The 21,655-nt window shown below is 71.3% G+C and carries 15 protein-coding genes and 1 riboswitch; of the genes, 11 read left to right on the forward strand and 4 right to left on the reverse strand.

The window, feature by feature from the left end; genetic code table 11:
- Positions 1 to 132 precede the first annotated feature (132 nt).
- Positions 133 to 211: riboswitch (cobalamin riboswitch) on the forward strand.
- Positions 212 to 269: 58 nt separating this feature from the next.
- Genes OG598_RS13995 through OG598_RS14005 form a run of 3 tightly spaced genes read left to right on the forward strand, consistent with a single transcriptional unit; the run spans position 270 to position 1,830 of the window.
- Complete coding sequence (locus tag OG598_RS13995) at positions 270 to 473, forward strand: CbtB domain-containing protein (RefSeq protein ID WP_328654837.1); 204 nt, start codon at positions 270 to 272, stop codon at positions 471 to 473.
- Entirely contained in the window at positions 464 to 1,237 is a 774-nt protein-coding gene (locus OG598_RS14000) for a CbtA family protein (RefSeq protein ID WP_328654838.1), read from the forward strand. The genes OG598_RS13995 and OG598_RS14000 overlap by 10 nt, the downstream gene beginning before the upstream one ends.
- Positions 1,234 to 1,830 (forward strand): histidine phosphatase family protein, encoded by a 597-nt coding sequence (locus OG598_RS14005; RefSeq protein ID WP_328654839.1) that lies wholly within the window; start codon positions 1,234 to 1,236, stop codon positions 1,828 to 1,830. Before OG598_RS14000 ends, OG598_RS14005 begins: the two co-directional genes overlap by 4 nt.
- Positions 1,831 to 1,909: 79 nt before the next feature.
- On the opposite strand, the gene OG598_RS14010 is transcribed toward OG598_RS14005, so the two are convergent.
- Positions 1,910 to 3,412, reverse strand: a complete 1,503-nt coding sequence (locus tag OG598_RS14010) for an MFS transporter (RefSeq protein WP_328654840.1) — start codon at positions 3,410 to 3,412, stop codon at positions 1,910 to 1,912.
- A gap of 179 nt (positions 3,413 to 3,591) precedes the next feature.
- Between OG598_RS14010 and OG598_RS14015 the strand changes: the two genes are divergently transcribed.
- The gene (locus OG598_RS14015; protein WP_328654841.1) at positions 3,592 to 4,224 is read left to right on the forward strand and encodes a TetR family transcriptional regulator; all 633 of its coding nucleotides are present in this window, start codon (positions 3,592 to 3,594) and stop codon (positions 4,222 to 4,224) included.
- A gap of 80 nt (positions 4,225 to 4,304) precedes the next feature.
- Here the strand turns inward: OG598_RS14015 and OG598_RS14020 are convergent, their stop codons facing one another.
- Positions 4,305 to 9,920 carry a GH92 family glycosyl hydrolase gene (locus OG598_RS14020; RefSeq protein ID WP_328654842.1) on the reverse strand — a complete coding sequence of 1,872 codons (5,616 nt, stop codon included), beginning with the start codon at positions 9,918 to 9,920 and terminating at the stop codon, positions 4,305 to 4,307.
- A 270-nt stretch (positions 9,921 to 10,190) separates the two neighbouring features.
- Positions 10,191 to 11,270, reverse strand: coding sequence for a glycoside hydrolase family 19 protein (locus tag OG598_RS14025; RefSeq protein ID WP_328654843.1), 1,080 nt, complete (start codon positions 11,268 to 11,270; stop codon positions 10,191 to 10,193).
- A gap of 453 nt (positions 11,271 to 11,723) precedes the next feature.
- Between OG598_RS14025 and OG598_RS14030 the strand changes: the two genes are divergently transcribed.
- The 7 genes from OG598_RS14030 (at position 11,724) to OG598_RS14060 (ending at position 20,756) form a co-directional block, all read left to right on the forward strand.
- Positions 11,724 to 12,746 (forward strand): polysaccharide deacetylase family protein, encoded by a 1,023-nt coding sequence (locus tag OG598_RS14030; RefSeq protein ID WP_328654844.1) that lies wholly within the window; start codon positions 11,724 to 11,726, stop codon positions 12,744 to 12,746.
- A 90-nt stretch (positions 12,747 to 12,836) separates the two neighbouring features.
- Positions 12,837 to 13,796 (forward strand): acetamidase/formamidase family protein, encoded by a 960-nt coding sequence (locus tag OG598_RS14035; RefSeq protein WP_328654845.1) that lies wholly within the window; start codon positions 12,837 to 12,839, stop codon positions 13,794 to 13,796.
- 62 nt (positions 13,797 to 13,858) lie between these two features.
- The gene (locus tag OG598_RS14040) at positions 13,859 to 15,277 is read left to right on the forward strand and encodes a WGR domain-containing protein (protein WP_328654846.1); all 1,419 of its coding nucleotides are present in this window, start codon (positions 13,859 to 13,861) and stop codon (positions 15,275 to 15,277) included.
- 66 nt (positions 15,278 to 15,343) lie between these two features.
- Positions 15,344 to 16,447, forward strand: a complete 1,104-nt coding sequence (locus tag OG598_RS14045) for an endonuclease domain-containing protein (RefSeq protein ID WP_328654847.1) — start codon at positions 15,344 to 15,346, stop codon at positions 16,445 to 16,447.
- Complete coding sequence (locus tag OG598_RS14050; protein WP_328654848.1) at positions 16,444 to 17,172, forward strand: hypothetical protein; 729 nt, start codon at positions 16,444 to 16,446, stop codon at positions 17,170 to 17,172. The genes OG598_RS14045 and OG598_RS14050 overlap by 4 nt, the downstream gene beginning before the upstream one ends.
- Complete coding sequence (locus OG598_RS14055; protein WP_328654849.1) at positions 17,169 to 20,414, forward strand: ATP-binding protein; 3,246 nt, start codon at positions 17,169 to 17,171, stop codon at positions 20,412 to 20,414. The genes OG598_RS14050 and OG598_RS14055 overlap by 4 nt, the downstream gene beginning before the upstream one ends.
- Before the next feature lie 9 nt (positions 20,415 to 20,423).
- Positions 20,424 to 20,756, forward strand: coding sequence for a putative quinol monooxygenase (locus tag OG598_RS14060; RefSeq protein ID WP_328654850.1), 333 nt, complete (start codon positions 20,424 to 20,426; stop codon positions 20,754 to 20,756).
- A gap of 31 nt (positions 20,757 to 20,787) precedes the next feature.
- Here the strand turns inward: OG598_RS14060 and pdxY are convergent, their stop codons facing one another.
- Positions 20,788 to 21,639: a pyridoxal kinase PdxY gene (gene pdxY, locus OG598_RS14065; RefSeq protein WP_328654851.1), complete on the reverse strand. Its 852-nt coding sequence runs from the start codon at positions 21,637 to 21,639 to the stop codon at positions 20,788 to 20,790.
- Positions 21,640 to 21,655: the final 16 nt, after the last annotated feature.

Genomic DNA, 21,655 nt, shown 5'->3' on the forward strand with positions numbered 1-21,655 from the left:
GAATCCACTGGCACCTGCGGCCGGTCCGCCTCGTCGACGTACCGGTATCCGGATGCGTTCAAGGCGCGGGGTCCGGGTTGACCGCCTGAGGCGGCACCGATACCGTCGACCCACTATCTGCGGCGACGCGAGGGAAGCCGGTGTGAATCCGGCGCGGTCGCGCCACTGTGAGCGGTCCCCAACCACACCTGGGGGCCGCGAGCCAGGACGCTCGGTCGTCCGCAGCCTTGCGATGGGGACGCGTCATCCCTGGGGAGGTTCGTGTATTCATGTCTAGCTCCGCTTCCAGCCAGCCGCTGGTGCACCCCGCTGGCAGTACCCGTCTGCTGTGGACGGCTCTGGCGACCGTTGCCGTGCTCACCCTGCTGGCGTACCTCGTCGCCTTCGACCAGGGGGCGGTGTCGCGCAGCGGGATGTACCTGCACGAGCTGATGCACGACGGCCGGCACCTGCTGGGCGTCCCGTGCCACTGAACACCCCCACCGCCGCTCCCCCGTTCCTCGCCGTTCTCGTCCGCGGGCTGCTGGCCGGCCTGATCGCCGGCCTGTTGGCCGGGGCGTTCGCGTACGTCGCCGGCGAACCGCACGTCGAGGCAGCCATCGCCATCGAGGAGGCGGCGACGCACGCTGAGCCCGCCGCCGGTGCGCACGAGCACGAGGACGCCCTGGTCAGCCGGACGGGTCAGCGCGGCGGCCTGTTCCTGGCCACCGGCCTGTTCGGGGCCGCGATGGGCGGTCTGCTGGCCACGGCGTACGTCCTGCTGTCTCGTCGGCGACGCGGCGACGACGACGGGCGGTCGGGTCTGCTGCTGGCCGGCGCCGCGCTGCTCGGCGCGGTGATCGTGCCGTTCCTCAAGTACCCGGCGAACCCGCCGGCGGTCGGCGACCCGGCCACCATCAACCAACGGACCGTCACCTACCTGCTGATGGTGGTGCTCGGGCTGGTGGCCGTGTGGGCCGGCTCGCTGGGCTACCGGTCGGTCGGCGCCCAGGCGCCGACCTGGCTGCGCGCCGCCGCGGCCGTGGGCGGGTTCCTGCTGGTCACGGCAGTGTCGTACGTGGTGATGCCGTCCTTCCAGGAGGTTCCGGCGGACTTCCCGGCAACCCTGCTGTGGAGCTTCCGACTGGCCTCGCTCGGCACCCAGGTCGTGCTCTGGACCGGCATCGGCCTGCTGTTCGCGGCCCTGATGCACCACGAGCGGCGTCGCCGGGCCGGCACCGCACTGCCGAGCACGTGACCGGCACCAGCCTTCGGCTGGTCGCTCACGGTCACACTGCCGCTCTGCGCCGGGCCCGCTTCGGCGGCGCGGACGACGGCCTGGACGAGGGTGGCCTGCGTGCCGCACTCGCCCAGGCCCAGGCGGGTGCGGACGGGCGTGGGCCCCTCGGCGTGAACGCCACCTGCCTGTCCAGCCCCGCGGTGGCCGCCCGACAGACCGCCGACGCCTTCGGCCTGCTGCCGACGATCGAGACCGCGTTGGCCGACTGTGACTACGGGGACTGGTCCGGACGGTCGCTTGAGGACATCGCTGGATCGCAGCCGCAGGCGCTGCACGAGTGGCTGTCCACGCCGGAGTCCGCGCCGCACGGCGGTGAGTCCGTCACCGCGGTGCGGGATCGGGTCGGTAGCTGGCTGGACGAGCAGCACGAAGCCGGTGGACGCGTCATCGCTGTCACCCACCCACTGGTGATCCGGGTCGCGGTGGTGCACGCCCTCGGTCTTCCGATCGCGACGTACCGGCAGGTGGACGTGGAGCCCCTGGCGGTCGTCCGGCTCACCAGCCAGGGCGCGCGCTGGCAGCTCCGACTGAGCGTGCCGCGAGCAGCGTGAGGTCGCACCGAACGGCGCAGGCCGTGCCCACCAGGAGTGGACACGGCCTGCGCTCGTTCGGCGGGTGTCGGCCGCCTGCTCAGTGGTGCCGGTGGGGCAGGTGCAGCTCGACCGGCTCGGGCGGAAGGTCGTCGACACCGGCGGCGACGGCCTGTTCGTGACGGCGACGCGCCGAGGGCAGGGCGAGTGCCGCGAGGACGGCCAGGACCGCAACGCCCGCGCAGACCCAGAAGCCGGCGGTGAACGCCGCGTCGGTGGGCAGCCCCGCAGGGGTGCTGTTCGACGTGATGACGGCCGCCACGACCGCCGCGCCGATGCTGCTGCCGATGGTGCGGGCGATGGTGTTGACGCCGCTCGCCTCGCCGGTCTGCCCCGCCGGGACGCTCTCGATGATGGCGTTGGACATGGCCGCGAACGCCAGGCCGATGCCGGCGCCGGTGAGCACCCCGGAGAGCAGCACCTGCCACGTCGCGCCGTGCGCGAACGCCGGCAGCGCGAATGCGACGACGACCGCGACAGTGCCGAGGAACATCGGAACCTTGGGACCGAAGCGCCGGTCCAGCAGACCCGCGAGGGGACCGAAGACCACCATCACCAGGACGGTGGGCAGCAGGAACAGGCCCGCCTGGGACACCGTCTTGCCGAACCCGTACCCGGTGGCGGCGGGAAGTTGCAGCAGTGTCGGTACCAGCACGAACGTCCCGAACATCGCGAAACCGAGGATCAGGGCGACGAGGTCGGTGGCCCAGACACCGCGGATCCGCATCAGCCGCATGTCGATGAGCGGCTCACGTACCCGTAGCTCGACCCGGACGAACACCACCATCGCGACCGCGCCGAGCAGGAACAGTCCGATGGTCTTCGGCTCGGTCCAGCCCCAGCCCTGCCCCTTGCTCACCGCCAGCAGCAGCGAGACCAGCGACACCGACAGGATGGCCGCGCCGAGCATGTCGAGCCGCCCGGGCGTGCGGACCCGCGACTCGGGCATCCCGAAGATGGCCCCGAGCAACGCGACGACGACGAGGACCAGCGGCAGCCAGAACAGCCAGTGCCACGACAGGTGCTCCACGATCGGGCCGGCGGCCACGATGCCGACACCGGCGCCGACCCCGAAGATCGCCGACAGCAGGCCGACGGTGACGCCGACCTTCTCCCGGGGCAGTTGGTCGCGGACGATGCCGATCGACAGCGGCAGGATCGCTCCGGCGGCGCCCTGCAGCGCCCGCGCGACGATCAGCACTGTCAGGTTGGGAGCCAGGGCGGCGAGCAGTGTGCCCGCGGCGAGGGCCGCGAGGACGCCGATGAGGACCCGACGCTTGCCGACCATGTCACCGAGACGTCCGAGGATGGGCGTCAGCACCGAGGCGGCCAACAGGTACGCCGTGAGCACCCAGCTGATGTCTCCGGTCGAGACGCCCAGGTCCCTTCCGATGGTGGACAGCGCGGGCGCCACCAGCGACTGGAGCACCGCGAATGCCAGGCCGCCCAGTGACAGGTACAGCACCAGGAGGGTGCTGTTGGCGCGCGGGGCGGCGCCGGACGCGGAGCCGAGGTGTGTCGACTCCTCGAGGGTGTGGGTCATGAGATCCCCGAACTAGATGTAAACGTTTGCTGACTTAGCCAGTATGCGCAGCCCGAGACTCATGTCAACAGTCGTTTACGTCACCCTCGGGCCGCACCGGACCTTGCCGTGGCCGGAAAGTCAACATATGTTTACTTACTAGGCACCGATGCCGAGCCAGAGCAGAGGAAGGACGCGTCGTGACAGCAGAACCGCCTGTCCCCGCGACCGGCAACACCGCCGGCGAACCGGCCCGGCGTCGCCGTCGGGACGCGGCCGAGACCCGGCAGTTGCTGCTCGACGCCGCTCGGCAGCGCTTCGCCCGGGACGGTTACGCGGCCACCACCGTCCGGGACATCGCCGACGACGCGGGCGTCAACGTGGCGCTCATCAGCCGCTACTTCACGTCCAAGGAGGGCCTGTTCGAGGCGTGCCTGCGGGCGGCCGGCGACGAGCTGCGCCGAACCACCGGCCAGACGCCGGCCGACCGGGTGCCCGAGGCCATCGCCCGGCACATCGCCGACCTCGGCGCGGCGGGCCTGTCGAGCCAGCTCTCACTGCTGTTGCGATCGTCCGGGGACGCGGGGGCCGACGAGATCCGGCGCGCCGTGCTGGTCCGTTCCAGCGAACAACTGGCGGCCGCTCGCGGATGGCGTCCGGGCGAACCGGGCAGCGAACAGCTCCTGCTCCGCGCCCAGATGGCCCTCGCCGCCGGCATCGGAGTCGCGGTGCTGCGGTCGTCGATCCGGCTGGAACCGCTGAGTTCCGCCACCGAACAGGACCTGGTCGGGCCGCTGCGCGACCTGGTCGACGCGCTGCTGCCACCGCACTGACAGTCGATCGTCGCGATGCGGCGTGGGGCGGGCCGTGATCACGGCCCGCCCCACGCGGATACGTTGTCCCCGGCTCGGTGCTAGCCGGTGACGGTGAACGGTCGGGACACCTTCGTCGCCGACGTGGCGCCGTTCAGCGTGACGCTGGTCGCGCCCGCCTTCGCCGCACCCGGAACGCTGACCGTCGCGCCGGAGATGACGCCGTCACCGTTCGCGCGCACGGTGCTGACCGCCAGTCCGGTCCCGAAGGCGATCGTGACCACCTCGTTCGGCGCGAACCCGGAACCGTCGACCATGATCGACGTGCCGCGCGGGCCCGAGGTCGTCAGCAGCGCCACCCGCGGCTGGTAGGTCCGCGCCTCCGGCTCCCCGGTCACCTGGACGGTGGCCGTGGCCGGCGTACGCGAGGACGCGCCCGTCGCGGTGACGGCGTACCGGCCGGGTTGTGCGTCACCGGAGGTCGGCACCGAGGCGCGGACCGTTCCCGTCGCGGAGGCCGCGACCTTCATGGTCCGGCCCGGGTCGGTGCCGACGCTGACGGTCACCTGCTCGCCGGCGGCGAAGCCGCTGCCGTTGACGGTGATCGCGCCACCGGTGGTGACGGTGCCGGACGCGGACAGCGCGATCGCCGGCTGCGATCCGCCCCGGGCCACTGTCACTGTGAAGGACCGGGTGCTGCTCGACAGCGTGTCCCACGCGGTGACACGCACCGTGTAGGTGCCCTCCCGTGCGTAGGTGTGCTGGCCGGTCATCGCGCCGGACGCGCCGACCGTCACATCGTCCGGAACCGTGCCGTCACCCCACTGGACGCGGGCGCGGTAGCCCGCCGTACCGGGAACGCCGCCGGTCACCGCACCGAGGTTCGCCGCGAGGGCCTGCCCGGCGGTGGCCGTCTGGTTCTTCGGGGCGGCGGTCGTCAGCGTCGGGGCGGGCGTGCCGTCGTTGGCCACGGCGAACACGTGGATCCGACCCGCCGAGCGAGGGTCACCGGTCTGCGTCGGCAGGGTCACCGACACCAGCGTCTTGCCGGCCGGAATCTGGTACGGCGCGGTGGCGAAGAGGAACGGCTGGGCGCCGTCGCGGCTCGTGCCCTGCAACCGGTACGCCGTCCGGGCGACGATGATGTTGCCGTAGGACGGGGTGCCGTTGGCGTTGCCGCCCAGCGTCCAGTCGCTCAACTGGATCGGAACGCTGGCCGTGCTGCCGTCGCTGAACGTCGCCGTGCCGGTGGTGCTCTGGTTGCCCTGCGTTCCGGCGCCGACGAACGAGATGCTCTTCGCGTCCTCCGGAAGATCGAGGACGACTGTCGCCCCGTTGCCGGTGGCGTTGTCCGGCTGCCCGGCCGGGACCACCGGCACTGTGAACCGCAGCGCCGTTCCGGGAACCTGCTGCGGCTGGCCCTGGGTGACACCGCCGGCCGCCAGGGCGGCCCGCGAGTACGCCCAGGACTTGGCGTCACAGTCCGCCGCCAGGACCCCTTCGTCACCGACGCAGACGCTGTCGAACGCTGTGGTGAGACCGGAGGCCGGGGCGTACACCACCTCGACGCCGACAGTCGCGGAGCTCTGGCTTTCGCCGTCGGTCACCGTGACGTTCGCCTGGTGGTAGCCGGGTGTGGTGTAGGTGTGCGACCCGGCGATGCGGTAGACGGCCCGCGAGCTCAACGTCACGGTGCCCGCGGTGACCGGCGTGCCGTCACCCCAGTCGATGGTGGCCTGGTAGGCGCTGGCGTCGCCGCCGGTGACGGTGGCCAACGGCACCGAGACGGGTACGCCGGTGGTGGCGTGCACGCCGTCCGCCGCCGTGACGGTGATGTCGCCGCCCCCGAGGTCGAGGTCACCGCCGGCGAGCAGCTCGACCTCGGCGAGGTTGGTCTGCGCGGCGCCGACGGTCTTCGTGACGGCGAGGCGGAACTGCGCGAACCGTCCCGGCTTGTCGATCGAGTACGGGCGGGTCTGGTTGCGCCACGGGAACACCTGACCGGCGCGGGAGTCCACTGTGGTCCAGGTGAGGCCGTCGTTGGAGCCCTGCAGGCGCCAGTCCGCCGGATCGCCGGCACCGGCCCCGGACGTGACCGTGTAGTACTTCGGCTTCTGCTTGCCACCACGGAAGGCCCAGGTGATCTGCGGGGTCGCCGAGGTGAAGGTCAGCTGCGTGGTCGACGAGTCGTCGAACAGCTTCGACGCGTCCTGACCGCCGGTCGCTGTCGCGGTGCCGAGACCGGGGCCGGTGACGTCCTGCAACGGCTTCGGTGCCTCGTCACCCTTGGTCAGCGACGGCGGCGCGTCGTTTCGGCCGGTGCCCCACGACGACGGCTTGGGGCCCATCTGGAAGTCGATGGTGCCGCCCTTGGCGAGCGTCGCGACATCCAGTGACAGGCCGCGCTGCTTCTTGCCGTTTACCAACACGTCCTGCACGTAGACGTTCGTCGCGCTGTTGTTCGGCGCGTTGACGACGATGTCGCCGCTGCTGCGGCGCACTGTCATCCTGGTGAACTGCGGCGAGCCGATCGCCCACTCGGACGACCCGGCCTGCAACGGGTAGATGCCCAGCGAGCTGAGGACGTACCACGACGACATCTCGCCGTTGTCCTCGTCGCCCAGGTAGCCCTGGCCGATCTCACTGCCGACGTAGAGGCGCCGCAGGATCTCCCGCACCGTCTCCTGCGTTCTGGCGGGCGCGCCGGCGACGTTGTACATGTACGGGATGTGGTGCGACGGCTGGTTGCTCATGCCGAGCTGACCCATCCGCACCGCGCGCGCTTCGAGCATCTCGTGGATGACGCCGCCGTACCCACCGGGGCGGTCGGCGTTCTCGGGGGTGGTGAAGAACGCGTCGAGCTTGTCCCGCAGCGCCTTCTGCCCGCCGTACAGGTTGATCAGGCCCTGGCCGTCCTGCTGGGCGGTGAACGCGAAGTTCCACCCGTTGGTCTCGGTGTAGACGCCACCCCAGTCCAGCGGGTCACCGGCGAGGAAGTTGCCGGCGGCGTCGCGGCCCTGGAAGAGCTTCGTCTTCGGGTCGAAGAGGTGGACGTAGTTGCGGGCCCGCTCCAGGAAGTACCGCGACTCCTCCTTGAGCCGGGCGCGCTCCGACTTCGGCGTGGCCGGGTCCTTGGCGAGCGCCGCACCCATGTTGCCGATGCCGAAGTCGTTGATGTAGCCCTCCAGCGCCCAGGACACCGACTCCCCAGTGGACGTCGGCGTGTAGCCGAGGAACAGGGAGCTCTCGATGCCCTTGCGTCCGACCGCGCTGCGCCCGGACGCGACTGTCGCGTCCTTGACGGCCGCGTCGTACGCCGCGAGCGGGTCGGGCAGCTCGACCCCGGTGAGGTACGCCTGGGCCAGCGCCACGTTCGCGCTGGTGCCGGTCATCAGGTCGGCGTAGCCGGGGGACGACCAGCGGGCGATCCAGCCGCCGTCGCGGTAGTGCTGGACGAACCCGTCGGAGATCTTGGCGGCGACGTCCGGGTACAGCAGCGCGTAGGCGGGCCACACGGTGCGGTAGGTGTCCCAGAAGCCGTTGTTGACGTAGATCTGCCCGTCGACGACCTTCGCGCCGGTCCGGGTGGGGGTCGACGCGCCAGTCGGCGCCGAGACCGGGCTCGCGTACTGCCAGCGCGGCGCGGCGGCGGTGCCGGTGTTCTCCGACTGCGAGTTCGGGTAGAGGTTCAGCCGGTACAGGTTCGAGTACATGGTGACCAGCTGCGACTCGGTGGCGCCCCGCAGCTCGACCCGGCCGAGCCGGTCCTTCCACGCGGCCGTCGCGGCGGCGTGGATCTGGTCGAAGCTCTTGCCGGTGACCTCCAGTTCGAGGTTGCGGCGCGCCTGGTCGACGGAGAGGAACGACGTGGCGAGACGCATAGTCACCTCCGGCGTACCGGAGATGTCGAAGGTGGCCGAGGTCGCTGCGGACGCCGTCGGCGCCCGGTCGAAGGCGCCGGAGACGAACATCCGGCTACGACCGGCCGACAGGCCGCTTCCGTTGTCGACCCAACCGGTGAACGTGCCGTCCGCGCCGATGGTGAACGTGCCGTTGTGGAAGACGAGGCTTCCGGTCGGCTGCCCGGTGGGGAAGGTGAACCGCATGATCCCGGCGTGGTCGGTGGGCGACATCTCCGCGACCAGGCCGTTCTGGAGCCTGACCCGGTAGAGGTCCGGCTGCGCCGTCTCGTCGTCGTGGCTGAAAGCGAGCGCACGACCGGCGGGCTGACCTGTGAGCGGCCCGCCACCGACGACCGGCATGACTGACATCTGGTTGCGGTCACCCATCCACGGGCTGGGCTCGTGGGAGATCGCGAGGCCCTGGAGCGTGGGCAGGTTGGCCTCGTTGTTGATCCGGTGGTACTCGTACTCCCACGAGTCGGAGGTCGCGTCGGTCACCGGGGTGAAGAAGTTGAACCCGTTCGGCACTGCGGTGATCGGCAGGTTGTTGCCGCGCGAGAAGCCGCCCGTCGAGTTGGTGCCCCGTCGGGTGTCGACGTAGTTGGTCAGCTTCGCGCCGTCGATCGACTCCGGCGCGGCCGTCAGCTCGATGTCGTCGAGCCAACCCTGGAACCGGGTCTCCCCGGTGGCCTGCGGGTTGTCGTACGCGAGCAGGATGCGGTCGATCGTCTTGCCGCGCGCGACGGTGCCGAGGTCGGCCTGCACCAGGTTCCACTGGTCGGCGAAGAGCACCTTCGAGGCGCCCTGACCGGCGCCCGTGAGCGGGTAGCCGTGCTGGTCGGCGGGCGAGCGGCCACTGAGGTAACTGCCGTCGGTGAAGTGCAGGTCGACGGCGGTGTAGGTGGACGGGTACCGGCCGTCCCCACCGGTGAACTCGGGGAAGATCTTGTACGACAGTCGGGTCGTCGGCCCGACCGGGATGGTGACGTCGAAGAGCTTGTTCGTCGCGTAGGACCGGCCGTTGCCCTCGGCGCCGCCGGAGTAGCGCAGCGCGGCCAGTCCGGTGAACCCGACGTCCGGCTTGGTGGTGTAGCCGCCGTTCGGGCCGGCCGTCGCCTCGCTGACCATGGGGGTGGCCGGCGGCCGGACGTCCGAGCCGTCGCTGATGTTCCAGTCGGCGAGCTGCACGAGCGAGTCACCGGAGTTCGCTGTGACGTTGAGCCGGTAGAAGCCGTAGGCGTTCGGGTTGGTGAAGCTGTACGTCTTGGTGGCGAAGCGCCCGCTGAACTTCTCGCCGGCGCGCTTGTCCAGGTCGGTCCAGGTGGTGCCGTCGTTCGACCCCTGGACGACGAAGTCCTTCGGGTCCCGGTTCGGCGCGTCGTCGGCAGCGGTCAGCGAGTAGCGCGCCACCGTCGCCGGCTTGGCGAGTTGGTAGGTCACCCAGCCGGTGGACGCGAACACGAGCCACTTGGTCGACGGATCGTCGTCCTTGAGGTTCGCGGCGATCTCTCGCGGCGGGTTCTCGTCGCGCGCGGTCACGGCGCTGACCTGGCCGAGCAGGCTGCCGGGCAGCGTGGCGACGGTGCCGCTCAGGTTGGCCTGGACCGGCTTTCCGTTCGGGCCGACCTCCACGGTGCTGGTGGCGGGCTGCGGGTCGGCGGACTCGAACGAGGAGGTGAAGTTGCCTGGCGGTGCGGGGTTGGGGGCGGCGTTCGCCAGGGGCGCGGCGACGAGCAGGCCCAGCGGTAGCAGGGCGGCTGTCGTTGCCGCGATCAGGCGGGGTGAGAGGGAGCGCGCATGGGGGGTGTGCGACATGAGGGACGGAGCCTTTCGACTCGAACCGGGTCGAGTACGTCGAACGTCTGGGCAGTGTGGAGCGGGTGGTGGGTCGAGCCCTGACATCGTTGTCATGAGAGGTCGTGAGCAACGGGAGTCGGGGCGTGTGGACTGCCGCTGATAGTTCCGGGCGCAGCACGGCCGTGTCAACGGGTCGCGCCGAAACGGCCGCCGCCCCCACCGGGCCTCGGCCGCCGAGGCGCCCGGCCTCGACGCCGTCCGGTGACGTACGCCGAGGCCGGCCGGTGATCAGCAGTAGAGGTTGGCTCCGGCGGACACCCCGAGGATGCCGACGAACTGCTGGTACCTGGTGACGCGACTCTGCACCTGGGCGGGGTTCCCGCCGTTGCACTCGATCGAGCCGTTGATGCTGCGGATCGTCTGACCGAACCCGGCGCCGTTGACCATCGCATTGTGGGCGGTCATGGTGCCCGGCCCGTTCTGGGTCATCCAGTACCAGATACCGGTCTTCCAGGCCACCGCGGCGTCGGTCTGCACCAGCCACGGGTTGGTCAGTAGCGGCAGGTTGAGGGCGTTGCCAGCGGCGTTGTAGTTGAAGTTCCAACTGAGCTGGATCGGCCCCCGCCCGTAGTAGGCGGCCTGCCCGGCGGGGCAGCCGTACGGCTGGCCGGGGTCGCAGTAGTGCGGGTAGTTCGCGGTGTTCTGCTCGACCACGTGCACGAGCCCGCCGGTCTCGTGGTAGACGTTCGCCAGGAAGGCCGCGGCCTCCTGGCGCTGAACCGTGGCACTGCCGGTGCGCGCGAACGCCGGGTAGGCGCTGAGCGCGGCGACGAGCCCGGAGTACGTGTAGAAGGAGTTGCGACCGGGGAACATCTGGTTGAACTGGGCCTCGGTGACCACGAAGCCGCCCGGGTTGGTGGGCGGCGGGGTGGTCGGTGGCTGACCGCCACAGGTGTAGGGCTCCCAGTACCAGGTGCTGACGACGGGGTCGTACCCCGGGTTGTCGTGCTCGGCGATGTAGTAGGAACCGTTCGTGTACCGCACTATCGCCCCGGTGGCGTACCAGGTTCCGGCGGTCCAGTTCGGGTAGCTGCAGGTCCCCCCGGTGGGCGGCGTGGTGCCCCCGCCACACGCGCCGAGGTCCTCCCAGACACCGGTCGTGCCCGGCGGCGCCTCGTTCTGGGTCCACCACTTCGCCCGGTAGTTACGGCCGTTGTGGGAGACCTGGGCGTCTCCCCAGTAGACGGCCGAGGCCTGCCACGATGCTGAGCAGGCCGCCGCCGACGCGGCGGTGGCCGGGATGACCGCAACCAGTCCACCGGCGACGATCAGTGCCGCCAGCGCGACAAGCGCGCGCAGTCTCGCCATGTGATCACTCCTTCCTCGGACTCACTGGCCGAAACCCGAGTGGATATCGACCAAAGTGACTGTAACATCTTCTGTTCACAATCTTTACTATTAGGCGCGACGTGGCACGACCGGCGCGACGTGGACCCGGAGATCGACGATCGATAGTTCCGGCAACTTTCCGGATCACGTCGCGAACAGACCGATAGATCAACGCCATCGAGACGGCATCGAAGACTCCAACCCGACCGAGTCATGCCTGCACCGACCGCGGAACAACCTCCCGGGTTGTTGCGAGGATGTTCCGGAACTTGTTGACGCGTTGGAATTCTCGCTGTAATACTCCGATCCATTGAGGTCAATGCGATCGGCTTCGTTGCGGCTTCCGCTCCACCTACCCACTCATCCACACCTGTCCGGACTGTGCTGCCCGCACCCTCGGGGCGCGTCCGGGCCTGCGCGAAGGGGCACCAGATGAGCAGGCTCTTCCCCCGCACGGCCCTGTGGTCCAGGCGGTTGCGCGCGGCGCTCGCCGTCCTGGCCACCGCCGTCGCCATGTGCGGCGTCGTCCTCGCGGCCACCTCCACCCCGTCGAGCGCCGCCACCTGCAACGGCTACGTCGGCCTCACCTTCGACGACGGTCCGACCGGCAGCACCAGCGCGCTGCTGAACGTGCTGCGCACCAACGGCGTACGGGCCACCATGTTCAACGTCGGGCAGAACGTCCAGAACAACCGGTCGGCCGCGCAGGCGCAGGTGGCCGCCGGCATGTGGGTGGCCAACCACAGCTGGAACCACGCCCACATGACCTCGATGAGCCAGGCTCAGATGCAGTCGGACCTCTCCCAGACCAGCTCGGCGATCCAGTCGGCCACCGGCAGCCGACCGGTGCTGTTCCGCCCGCCGTACGGCGAGACCAACTCCACGTTGCAGTCCGTCGCGTCGTCACTGGGCATGCGCCAGGTGATCTGGGACGTGGACTCCCAGGACTGGAACGGCGCCAGCGTCAGCCAGATCGTGGCCAACGCGAGCCGACTCCAGGCCGGTCAGGTCATCCTGATGCACGACGGGATCCAGAACACCCGCGACGCCATCGGACAGATCATGGCCAACCTGACCAGCCGCAACCTGTGCCCCGGCATGATCTCGCCGTCCACCGGCCGCGCTGTCGCGCCCGACGGCACCACCCCGCCGCCCACCACCACCCCGCCGCCCTCCGGCGGCACCTGCACCGCGACCGCCACGACCCCCAACGTGTGGGGCGACAGGTACAACACGTCGGTGACTGTCAGCGGCGCCAGCACGTGGACGGTGGTCGTGGCCATCACCTCGCCGCAGCGGGTCACCACCATCTGGAACGGCACCGCCACCTGGGACAGCAGCGGGACGGTCATGACCATGCGGTCCAACGGCAGCGGCAACACCTTCGGCTTCACCACGATGACCAACGGCAACAGCAGCGCCCGCCCACAGATCCGCTCCTGCACCTCGGGTTGACATCGCCCAGGTCGAGTCGTGCGCGGTGGGTGCGCCCGGCACCCACCGCGCACCTGCCTGCCCGCCGCACGTGGCCACTAGCCTGCACTGATGCGACACACCCTCACGCCCGGGGATGACAGCCTGCACGGCCACTTCTCCCCCGACTTCCCGCCGGTGCTCACCATCGACCCGGGCGACACCGTCACCTATCGCACCCTGGACTGCTGGTGGTCCGCCGGCCCGTACCCCGGCGGGCCCAACCGGGACCGGCCCCGGGTCGCGCAGCACCGGCCCGACCACGGACACGCGTTGATCGGTCCGGTAGCGGTCCGCGGTGCGCGCGCTGGCCAGACCCTCGCGGTACGCATCGACGCGGTCGTCCCGGGCCGCTGGGGAACCACTGTGGCCGGCGGCTGGCCGAGTGCGTTCAACCAGCGCTACGGCGTGCAGGACCAACAGGTGGTGCACGCCTGGGTGCTGGACCCGGTGACGATGACCGGCCGCAACCAGCACGGCCACACCATCGCGCTGCAGCCCTTCATGGGAGTGCTCGGCATGCCGCCCGCGGAGCCGGGACTTCACTCGACGATCCCACCGCGCCCCTGGGGCGGCAATCTGGACTGTCGGGACCTCACCGCCGGCAGCACCCTCCTGCTGCCGATCCCTGTGGACGGCGCGCTGTTCTCCGTCGGGGACGGGCACGCCGCACAGGGTGACGGCGAGGTCGGCGGCACCGCGATCGAGTGCCCGATGGACGAGGTGACGTTGACCTTCGACGTACGCGACGACTTTCCGGTCACCGGCCCGGTGGCCCGTACCCCCGACGCGTGGCTGACCCTGGGCGTCGGCGCCTCCCTCGACGACGCCACGTTCACCGCCCTGGACTCGATGCTGACACTGATGCAGCGGCTGCACGGCCTCACCCGCGCGGACGCGGTGGCGCTGGCCAGCATCGCTGTCGACGTGCGGGTGACGCAGATCGTCAACCAGAGCGTCGGCGCACACGCGGTGCTCCGCGACGGCGCGCTGCGCTGGCCGGACGCCGATTCTGTCGGGGGGCGCCGTTAACGTGTGGTCACTGTCGCCGCGCCGGCCGGATCGCGCCGCTCGCTGACCCTCGGAGGCCCCCCATGTCCCAGGAGACGACCTACCTCGAACTGTCCGAAGTGGACGGTGCGCACAAGTTCTACGAGGTCATCGTCGACAACGCCACGCTGACGGTGCGCTACGGCCGGATCGGCGACCAGGGGCAGGTCAAGGCCAGTGCCTATCCGGACAATGTCCGGGCCCGGGCCGCCGCGGCGAAGAAGATCGGGGAGAAGGTCCGCAAGGGCTACGCGCCGGCGGTCCCCGGCGTCCGCCAGAAGCGCACCGTGTCGCGGCGGCAGATCGTGAGCACCCGCTCCACCGCCCACACCGCCCCGGTGCTCTGGCGCTACGACTCCGGCGCCCCCGCCTTCGGCATCTTCGTCGACGGGCGGCACTGCATGGTCGGCAACGAGCACGGGGTCATCACCACCCTCGACCACGACGCCCAGGTGCGCAGCCAGGTCCGCCTTCCCGACGGGGTCAAGTGCATCGTCGCCGACGACGCCTGGATCTACGCCGGCTGCGACGACGGCAACGTCTACGACCTGTCCGGCAAGGTGCCCCGCGTGGCGTACGCGATCGCCCCGGAGATCGACATCTACTGGTTGGACATCCACGACGGCGTCCTCGGCGTCTCCGACGCCGACGGCGGGATCACCGCCGTCGACCACGAGGACGAGTTCCTGTGGCGTCGCCCCGGGCGGGGGCGTTCGGCCTGGATGGTGCGGTGCGACGACGACGCCATCTACCACGGCCACTCGCGGGGCGTGACCGGCTACGAGTGGCGTACCGGCAGCGAACTGTGGCACACCACCACCGGTTCGGTGCTCTTCGGCTGGCAGGAGCACGGCAGTGTGTTCGCCGGCACCAGCAGTCGCGAGGTGGTGCGGCTGTCCAAGTCGGGTCGCCACGAACGCACCTATCTGTGCGACGCCCCGGTCTTCTCCTGCGCCACCGCCGAGGGCGGCGAGTACGTCTTCGCCGGTGACAGCCAGTCCTCGATCTACTGCTTCGACGCGGCGGGCACCCGCCTGTGGAAGCTCGGCACCGGCTGCGGCTCGGCGTACTCCATGCAGTACCACGACGACCGGCTCTACGTCGTCACCACCGGCGGCCATCTGGCCTGCATCGACGCGACCGAGCCGGCGATCCGCGCGGCACAGGCCGGCGACGTTCCCGAGGTACGCGACATCAAGGCCCCACGCCAGGCGCCCCAGCAGGTGCAACCGACCATCGTCGAGGTGACCAGCGACTCGGGCGCGGGCGTGGTCGTGCAGTGCCTGGACGATCGGGGGCGGTTGCGGGTTCAGGTGCTCTCCGACGGCTACCGGCGCGACTGGTCGGTGCAGTTCCCCAAGGGGATTCGCGAGCCGGGCGCCCGCTACCTGGTGACCGAGGTGCGCGAGTCCAGCCGCGGTGGTTACTACCGCGCGTACGGCGACATCCGCCGGCTGCGCTGAGCCCCGCGCACCGCCTCGCTACCGAGGGGTCCCCGGGCGCGCCCGTACGTGTCGTAGGGTGCCGCCATGGCGCACCCCGTCCGGGCCAACGGCGACGCCAGCGGAGCCTGGTGGGCTGCCCCGCCGACGGGGCGAGTCAGTCACCTGCCGGGCATCGCCCCGGAGCTGCTGCGGGTGGCACTCGACCCGTTACCACCGGCAGCACCCGCGATCGTGCACTACCGGCCCACTGTGACGCGCCCTCTCGGTGACCTCGTGGACACGGTGCTCGACGAACTGGACACCGCGGCCCTCGCGATGTTCCCCCGCTGGCTGACGGGGGCCGACCATGTCGACAGCGAGGGCACGCTCGGCGTGGCGGCGGTGCGGGCACTCGCGGCCCGTACCGCCGCCCGCTCCCGGCACTTCGGCCCGTTCCTGGCCGACCTCGCCGAGCGAGGGCTGCGCGGCCCGCGCCGCCCCGGCGGCCGGTCCCGCTTCGCCCCGGGGGTACGCGCCGCCGGGCTCGCCCGGGTGATCGCCGACGCGTACGACAGGGAGAGCTGCGTACTCGTCGTGGCCCTGCCCGACCTGGACGCCGACGCCGAGCGGACGCTGGTGGCCGCCGCCGAGTGGCTCGTGCGGCACGGTGGCTTCACCGTGTGGTTGGCCGGCGGGCCGCTGCGCCACGCCGACCGGGTGCGCTCGGTGCCCCTGCCGGTGCCGGCGCGATTCGCCGGGCTGGCCACCGCGACCGAACGGCTTCCGGCCATCGCCGCCGAGCCGGAGTCGACGGTGCTGGCGTGGCCGCCGATCGCGGGCGTGCCCCGCGGTGACAGCGCCGCCGAGCAGGCGTTGGAACGCGCGCTCGCGCCGCACGACTGGGCGCGGGGCCGGCGGTGGAACCAGACCTACGAGTGGCACGTCCTGGCCGCGGCGTACCGTCTGGATCTGTTTTGGCCCACTGAGGGTCTTGCGGTCGAGGTGGACGGCCCGGAGCATCGTGGGCGAATCGCTTTCGCCAACGATCGGCGGAGAGACGTGCAGCTGCAACTCCTCGGGCTGGACGTGCTCCGCTTCACCAACGAGCAGGTGCTCACCGACGCGCCGGCGGTGGTCGACGGGATCCGTCGGCTGCTGGCCCGGCGACGCGCGGGCGGCACGCACCCCCACGGAGATGAGACATCATGACGAGCCCGGCGGACGTCCCGCACCTGACGCCGAACCAGATCAACGCCCTCGTGGTGCTGATGGTCGAGGCACGCCGACTCACCAACGTCGAGCTGAAAGAACTGGCCGGTTTCACACTGACCGGCAAGGACAACAAGAAGCTCGTCGACCTGGGCCTGGTCGACACCGACAAGTCCCGCCGGACCTTCGCCCACGAGCTGACCGACGAGGGCTGGCGGGTGGCACGTCAGCTGCACACCGCCGCGCCGCCGAAGCAGGGTGGCTCGACGACCCGGTCCCTGTTCGTCGTCCTGTCCAACCTGCACCGTTCGCTGGACCGGCTCCGGGTCAGCCACGGCGATTTCTTCAAGCAGACCGAGGCAACGGCCGCCCCGGCGACCAGTGAGCCGCGACCCGAAGCACCGGCACCCACCGTGACGGCGACGACGGCGGCACCGGCAACGGCGGCACCGGTGTCCGCGGTGGAGGTGGAGGCGCTGGTTCGCTCGGCGTACCGGGATCTGGCCACCGCGCCGGGCGCCTGGGTCGGCCTCGCCGATATCCGCGACCGGCTCGCCGACACCGACCGGGCCGCCCTGGACGCGGCGTTGCGGGCGATGGTCGGCCGGGAGGACGTCCGCATCATCCCGGTGGCGAACACCAAGTCACTGACCGCACGGGACCGGGCTGCGGCCGTCCGCATCGGGAACGAGGACAACCACGCCCTGGCGATCGGCCCGGCATGATCTCGGACGACCAGCGGGCCGCGCTGGAAGCGGTCAGTCTCAACCCGGCGGTCACCCCGGACGACGTCTGGCGACCCAGCCCGCACAACGTGCCGGAGCTGCACGAGAAGGTGGCCGCGGAGATCCTGCGCGGGGTGGCGCGCGCCCGCACCGACGACACGAGCATGCCGCTCGGCGTGGCAATGCAGGGCCGCGCGGGCGCCGGCAAGACGCACCTGCTCGGGGCGGTCCGCGAACGGATCCAGGGTGACGGCGGCTACTTCTTCCTTGTCGACATGGTCAGTGGCAAGACGTTCTGGGAGAGCGTGGCACTGGCCCTGGTGGAGGGGATGGGGCGCGCCCACGTCGGCTGGGGCACCCAGTTGAAGACCTTCCTGCGTCGACTCACCACCCAGCTCGGCCTGCCGGTGGAGGTCCGCGACGCGGTCGCCGGAACCCGACCGGTGACCCGGGCGCAGCTCGACGCCTTCATCTGGGCGCTGCGTGAGCGCGATCGGGAGGTCGGGCGGGACGCCCAGGACACCGCGCGGGCGCTCGTCCTGCACGGTGCCATCGACTTCGAGGCGCAGGACGTCGGTTACGCCCACCTGATCTCCGAACCGGGTGACCCGGCCGCGCGGGCGGCGTGGGGGTTGAGCGCGGCGATCCGCACCCCGCAGCAGGTAGTGCAGGACATCTCCCGGCTGATGGCTCTCGCCCTGGACCCCACTGTCATCGCCGTGGACCAGCTCGACACGCTGTTCGCCCAGACCAGCACCTCACTGCTCAACCATCATCAGGGGCTGGAGGACGGCCAGGCCAAGGTGCTCGGCCCGATCGCCGACGGCCTGCTCAAGCTCCGCGACATCACCCGCCGCACACTGGTCGTCGTCTCGTGCCTGCCGGACACCTGGGTCCTGTTGACCCGCACCGCGCCCACTCCGGTCGCTGACCGCTTCCGTACGGCGAGCCTGCCGGACCGGATCCCCACCCCGGAGATCGGGCAGGCGATCGTGGCGAAGCGCCTCTCCGCCGCGTTCGCGGGGATGTTCTTCGGGCCACCGCACCCCACCTGGCCGATCGCCCCCGCCGCCTTCGCCGACGCACCCACCCTGACGCCACGCGCCCTGCTCCGCCGGGTGGACCGCCACATCGCGTGGTGCCGTGACCGCGACGAGGTGGTCGAGCTGGACCGGCTCATCGACGGCACCGACTCGACGCCGACGGCCAGCACCGCCCGTGGCGCCTCCACCGATCCGACGACCGACGAGCGCCGCCTGCACGAGTTGGACGCACGGTTCGCCGAACTGGTCGAGGCCGCGGACGTGTCGGCGGCCGTCGACCCGACGGGCGAGGACGAGCACATGCCGCCGCTGCTCGCCGCCGGCCTGGCCGCCTGGATCGCCGAGCAGGCGCCGACCGGCGCCACCTACAAGTACGATCCGCCGCCCGGCCGCAAGCCCGCGCTGCACGGGCGGCTCATCGAGGTGCTCGACGAGGCCACCGAGAACGAGGCGCACTGGTGCTTCCGGGCCATCGCGCACCCCAATGCCGTCGCCGTCACCGCCCGCGTCAAGGCCGCCTGCACCCTCGCAGGGTTGGACCGGGACCTGCCACAACGGCGGCTGATCCTGCTGCGCAACGGTCCGTGGCCGACCGGGAAGCGTACGACCGAGGTGTTGACCGGCTTCGACGCGGCCGGCGGCCTGCGGTGTGCCGTGACGGAGGCGGACCTGCGGGTCTTCGCGGCGCTGCGGGTGATGGCGGCCGAACCGTCCACTGCCTTGCAGGAGTGGCTGGTGGCCCGTCGTCCGGCCAGCGGCACCGAGCTGTTCCGCGCGGTCCTGCCCGGGCCCGACGGGACGCGCGGGGGTGCCCAGCCGCCGACGCCCGACGACGAGCCACCGTCGGGTGGCCCCGAATCCGACCCGACGAACGTGTCCGAAGCCGACGTCCCCGCTGGCGTGTCGACCGGTGCGGAGGCCGGGCCCGTACCCGCTGACCCGGCCGACCTCGTGGTCGGCGAGGGCGGTCGGGCCGTCGGGCTGGGGCGGACCGTCGACGGCGGTCACCCCTTCACGGTTCCCCTGGAGTCGCTGCGCCGCCACGCGGTCGTGTTCGCCGGGTCCGGGTCGGGCAAGACAGTGCTGATCCGCCGGTTGGTCGAGGAGTGCGCCCGCGAGGGGGTCTCCGCGATCGTGCTCGACCCCAACAACGACCTGGCCCGGCTCGGCGACCCGTGGCCCGACCCGCCGGGCGGCTGGGGCCCCGGCGACGCCGAACGTGCCGCCGACTACCTCGCGCACACCGAGGTGGTGGTGTGGACGCCCCGGGTCACCGCCGGTCGGCCGCTGAGCTTCCAGCCGCTGCCCGACTTCACCTCCCTGCGGGACTGGCCCGACGAGTTCGACCAGGCCGTCCGCTCCGCAGTGGAGGCGCTCGCGCCACGGGCCGGCGTCGACAGGTCGAGCAGGCTCGCCCAGCAGGGCAAGGCCGTCCTCACCGAGGCCCTCCAGGCGTACGCGCGCAGCGGGATGGTGGGCCTGCCCGGCTTCACCGAGTTCCTCACCGATCTGCCCGAGGGGGTCAGTCGGCTGGCCCGCGCCGGGAAGCTCGCCGAGGAGTTGGCCGAGGCGCTCAAGGCGGCGATGGTCACCGATCCGCTCTTCGGCGGGGTCGGCGCGCCGGCCGACCCGGGGCTGCTGCTGACGCCGTCGGCGGGGCGGCGGGCCCGGGTGTCGGTGATCAGCTTCGTCGGCCTCACGTCCGACCAGGAGCGGCAGAGCTTCGTCAACCAGTTGCAGATGGCGCTCTTCGCGTGGATCAAGCGGCACCCCGCCGGTGACCGACCGCTGGGCGGGCTGTTCGTGATGGACGAGGCGCAGACGCTCGCTCCCTCGACCGGCACCACGGCCTGCACCGCCAGCTCGATCGCGTTGGCCTCGCAGGCCCGTAAGTACGGGCTGGGGCTGGTCTTCGCCACCCAGGCGCCAAAGGGTCTGCACAACCAGATCTCCGGCAACGCGACGACGCAGTTCTTCGGGCTGCTCAACGCGCCGGCGCAGATCGACGCGGCCCGGCAGCTCGCCGAGGCCAAGGGCGGGCGGCTACCGGACATCGGCCTGCTCAACAGCGGTGAGTTCTACGCGGCCGGGGAGGGCTTCTCGTTCGTCAAGGTCCGCACCCCGCTGTGCCTGACGCACCACCCGAAGGCGCCGTTGACCCCCGAGGAGGTCGTCGCCCGCGCCCGCCCGGCTGGGTAGCCTGGGGCCATGATCTTCATTACCGCCAAGTTCCGGGTCCTGGCCGAGCACGCCGACCGGTGGCCGCAGATCGCCGCCGAGTTCACCGAGGCGACCCGGGCGGAGCCGGGCTGCCTGTGGTTCGACTGGTCGCGCAGCGTGGACGATCCCACCGAGTACGTGCTGGTCGAGGCTTTCCGCGACGACCAGGCCGGCGCGGCCCACGTCCAGTCCGCGCATTTCCGCACGGCCCGGGAGACCCTGCCGCCGCACCTGGCCGAGACGCCGCGGATCGTGAACGCCACGGTGCCGCAGGAGGACTGGTCGCTGCTCGGCGAGATGGCCGTACCCGAGGGTCGCTGACCGCCGCCGGTCGGCGACCCGCCGCCCGCCGTCAGCGCAGCCGGCGGGCGGTGAACCGGGCCGGCGGGTCGGCGATGACGTCCTGCGCCGCGATCAGCTGGATCTCCCGGGTGCCCGCCGCGAGGGTGGCCTCGAGCACGGCGTAGACGGAAGCGATGGTGCGTTCCAGCGCGGTAGCGGGTGAGCCGGTCGTCCACAGGTGGGCGAGGTACAGCGCCGCGGTGACGTCGCCCCCACCGTTCGGGTTGATCGGCAGCAGCGGCGTGGTCACCGCCCAGGCGCCCTCGTCGGAGACCGCCACCACCTCCAGCGAGTCCGACGGCAGGTCACCGTGGAGCACGCTGGTCACCAGGACGTGCCGTGGCCCGGTCGCGCGCACCACGTCGACCGCGTCGAGCACCTCGGCCAGCGAGTTCGTGGTGCGACCGGCGAGGAAGTCCAGCTCGAAGTGGTTCGGCGTGATGATGTCCGCACGGGGCACGACGGTGTCCCGTAGGTACTCCGGAATCCCCGGCCGGACGAACATGCCCCGACCGGCGTCGCCCATCACCGGGTCGCAGCAGTACACAGCGGCCGGGTTGCTCGCCTTCACCGTCGCCACCGCGTCCAGGATCACCGCGCCCATGGCCGGGTCGCCCTGGTAGCCGGAGAGCACCGCGTCGGCGCTGCCGAGGACCCCACGGTCCTCGATGCCCGCGATCACCTCGGCCACGTCCGCCGCCGGGAGCATCGGGCCACGCCACGCGCCGTACCCGGTGTGGTTGGAGAAGTGCACGGTCAGTACCGGCCAGACCTCGTGCCCGAGGCGTTGCAGCGGAAAGACCGCCGCCGAGTTGCCGACGTGACCGTAGGCGACCGACGACTGGATGGACAGGATCTTCACCGGGCCATCATCGCCG

The sequence above is a fragment of the Micromonospora sp. NBC_00330 genome (assembly GCF_036136635.1).
GTDB lineage: Bacteria > Actinomycetota > Actinomycetes > Mycobacteriales > Micromonosporaceae > Micromonospora > Micromonospora salmantinae.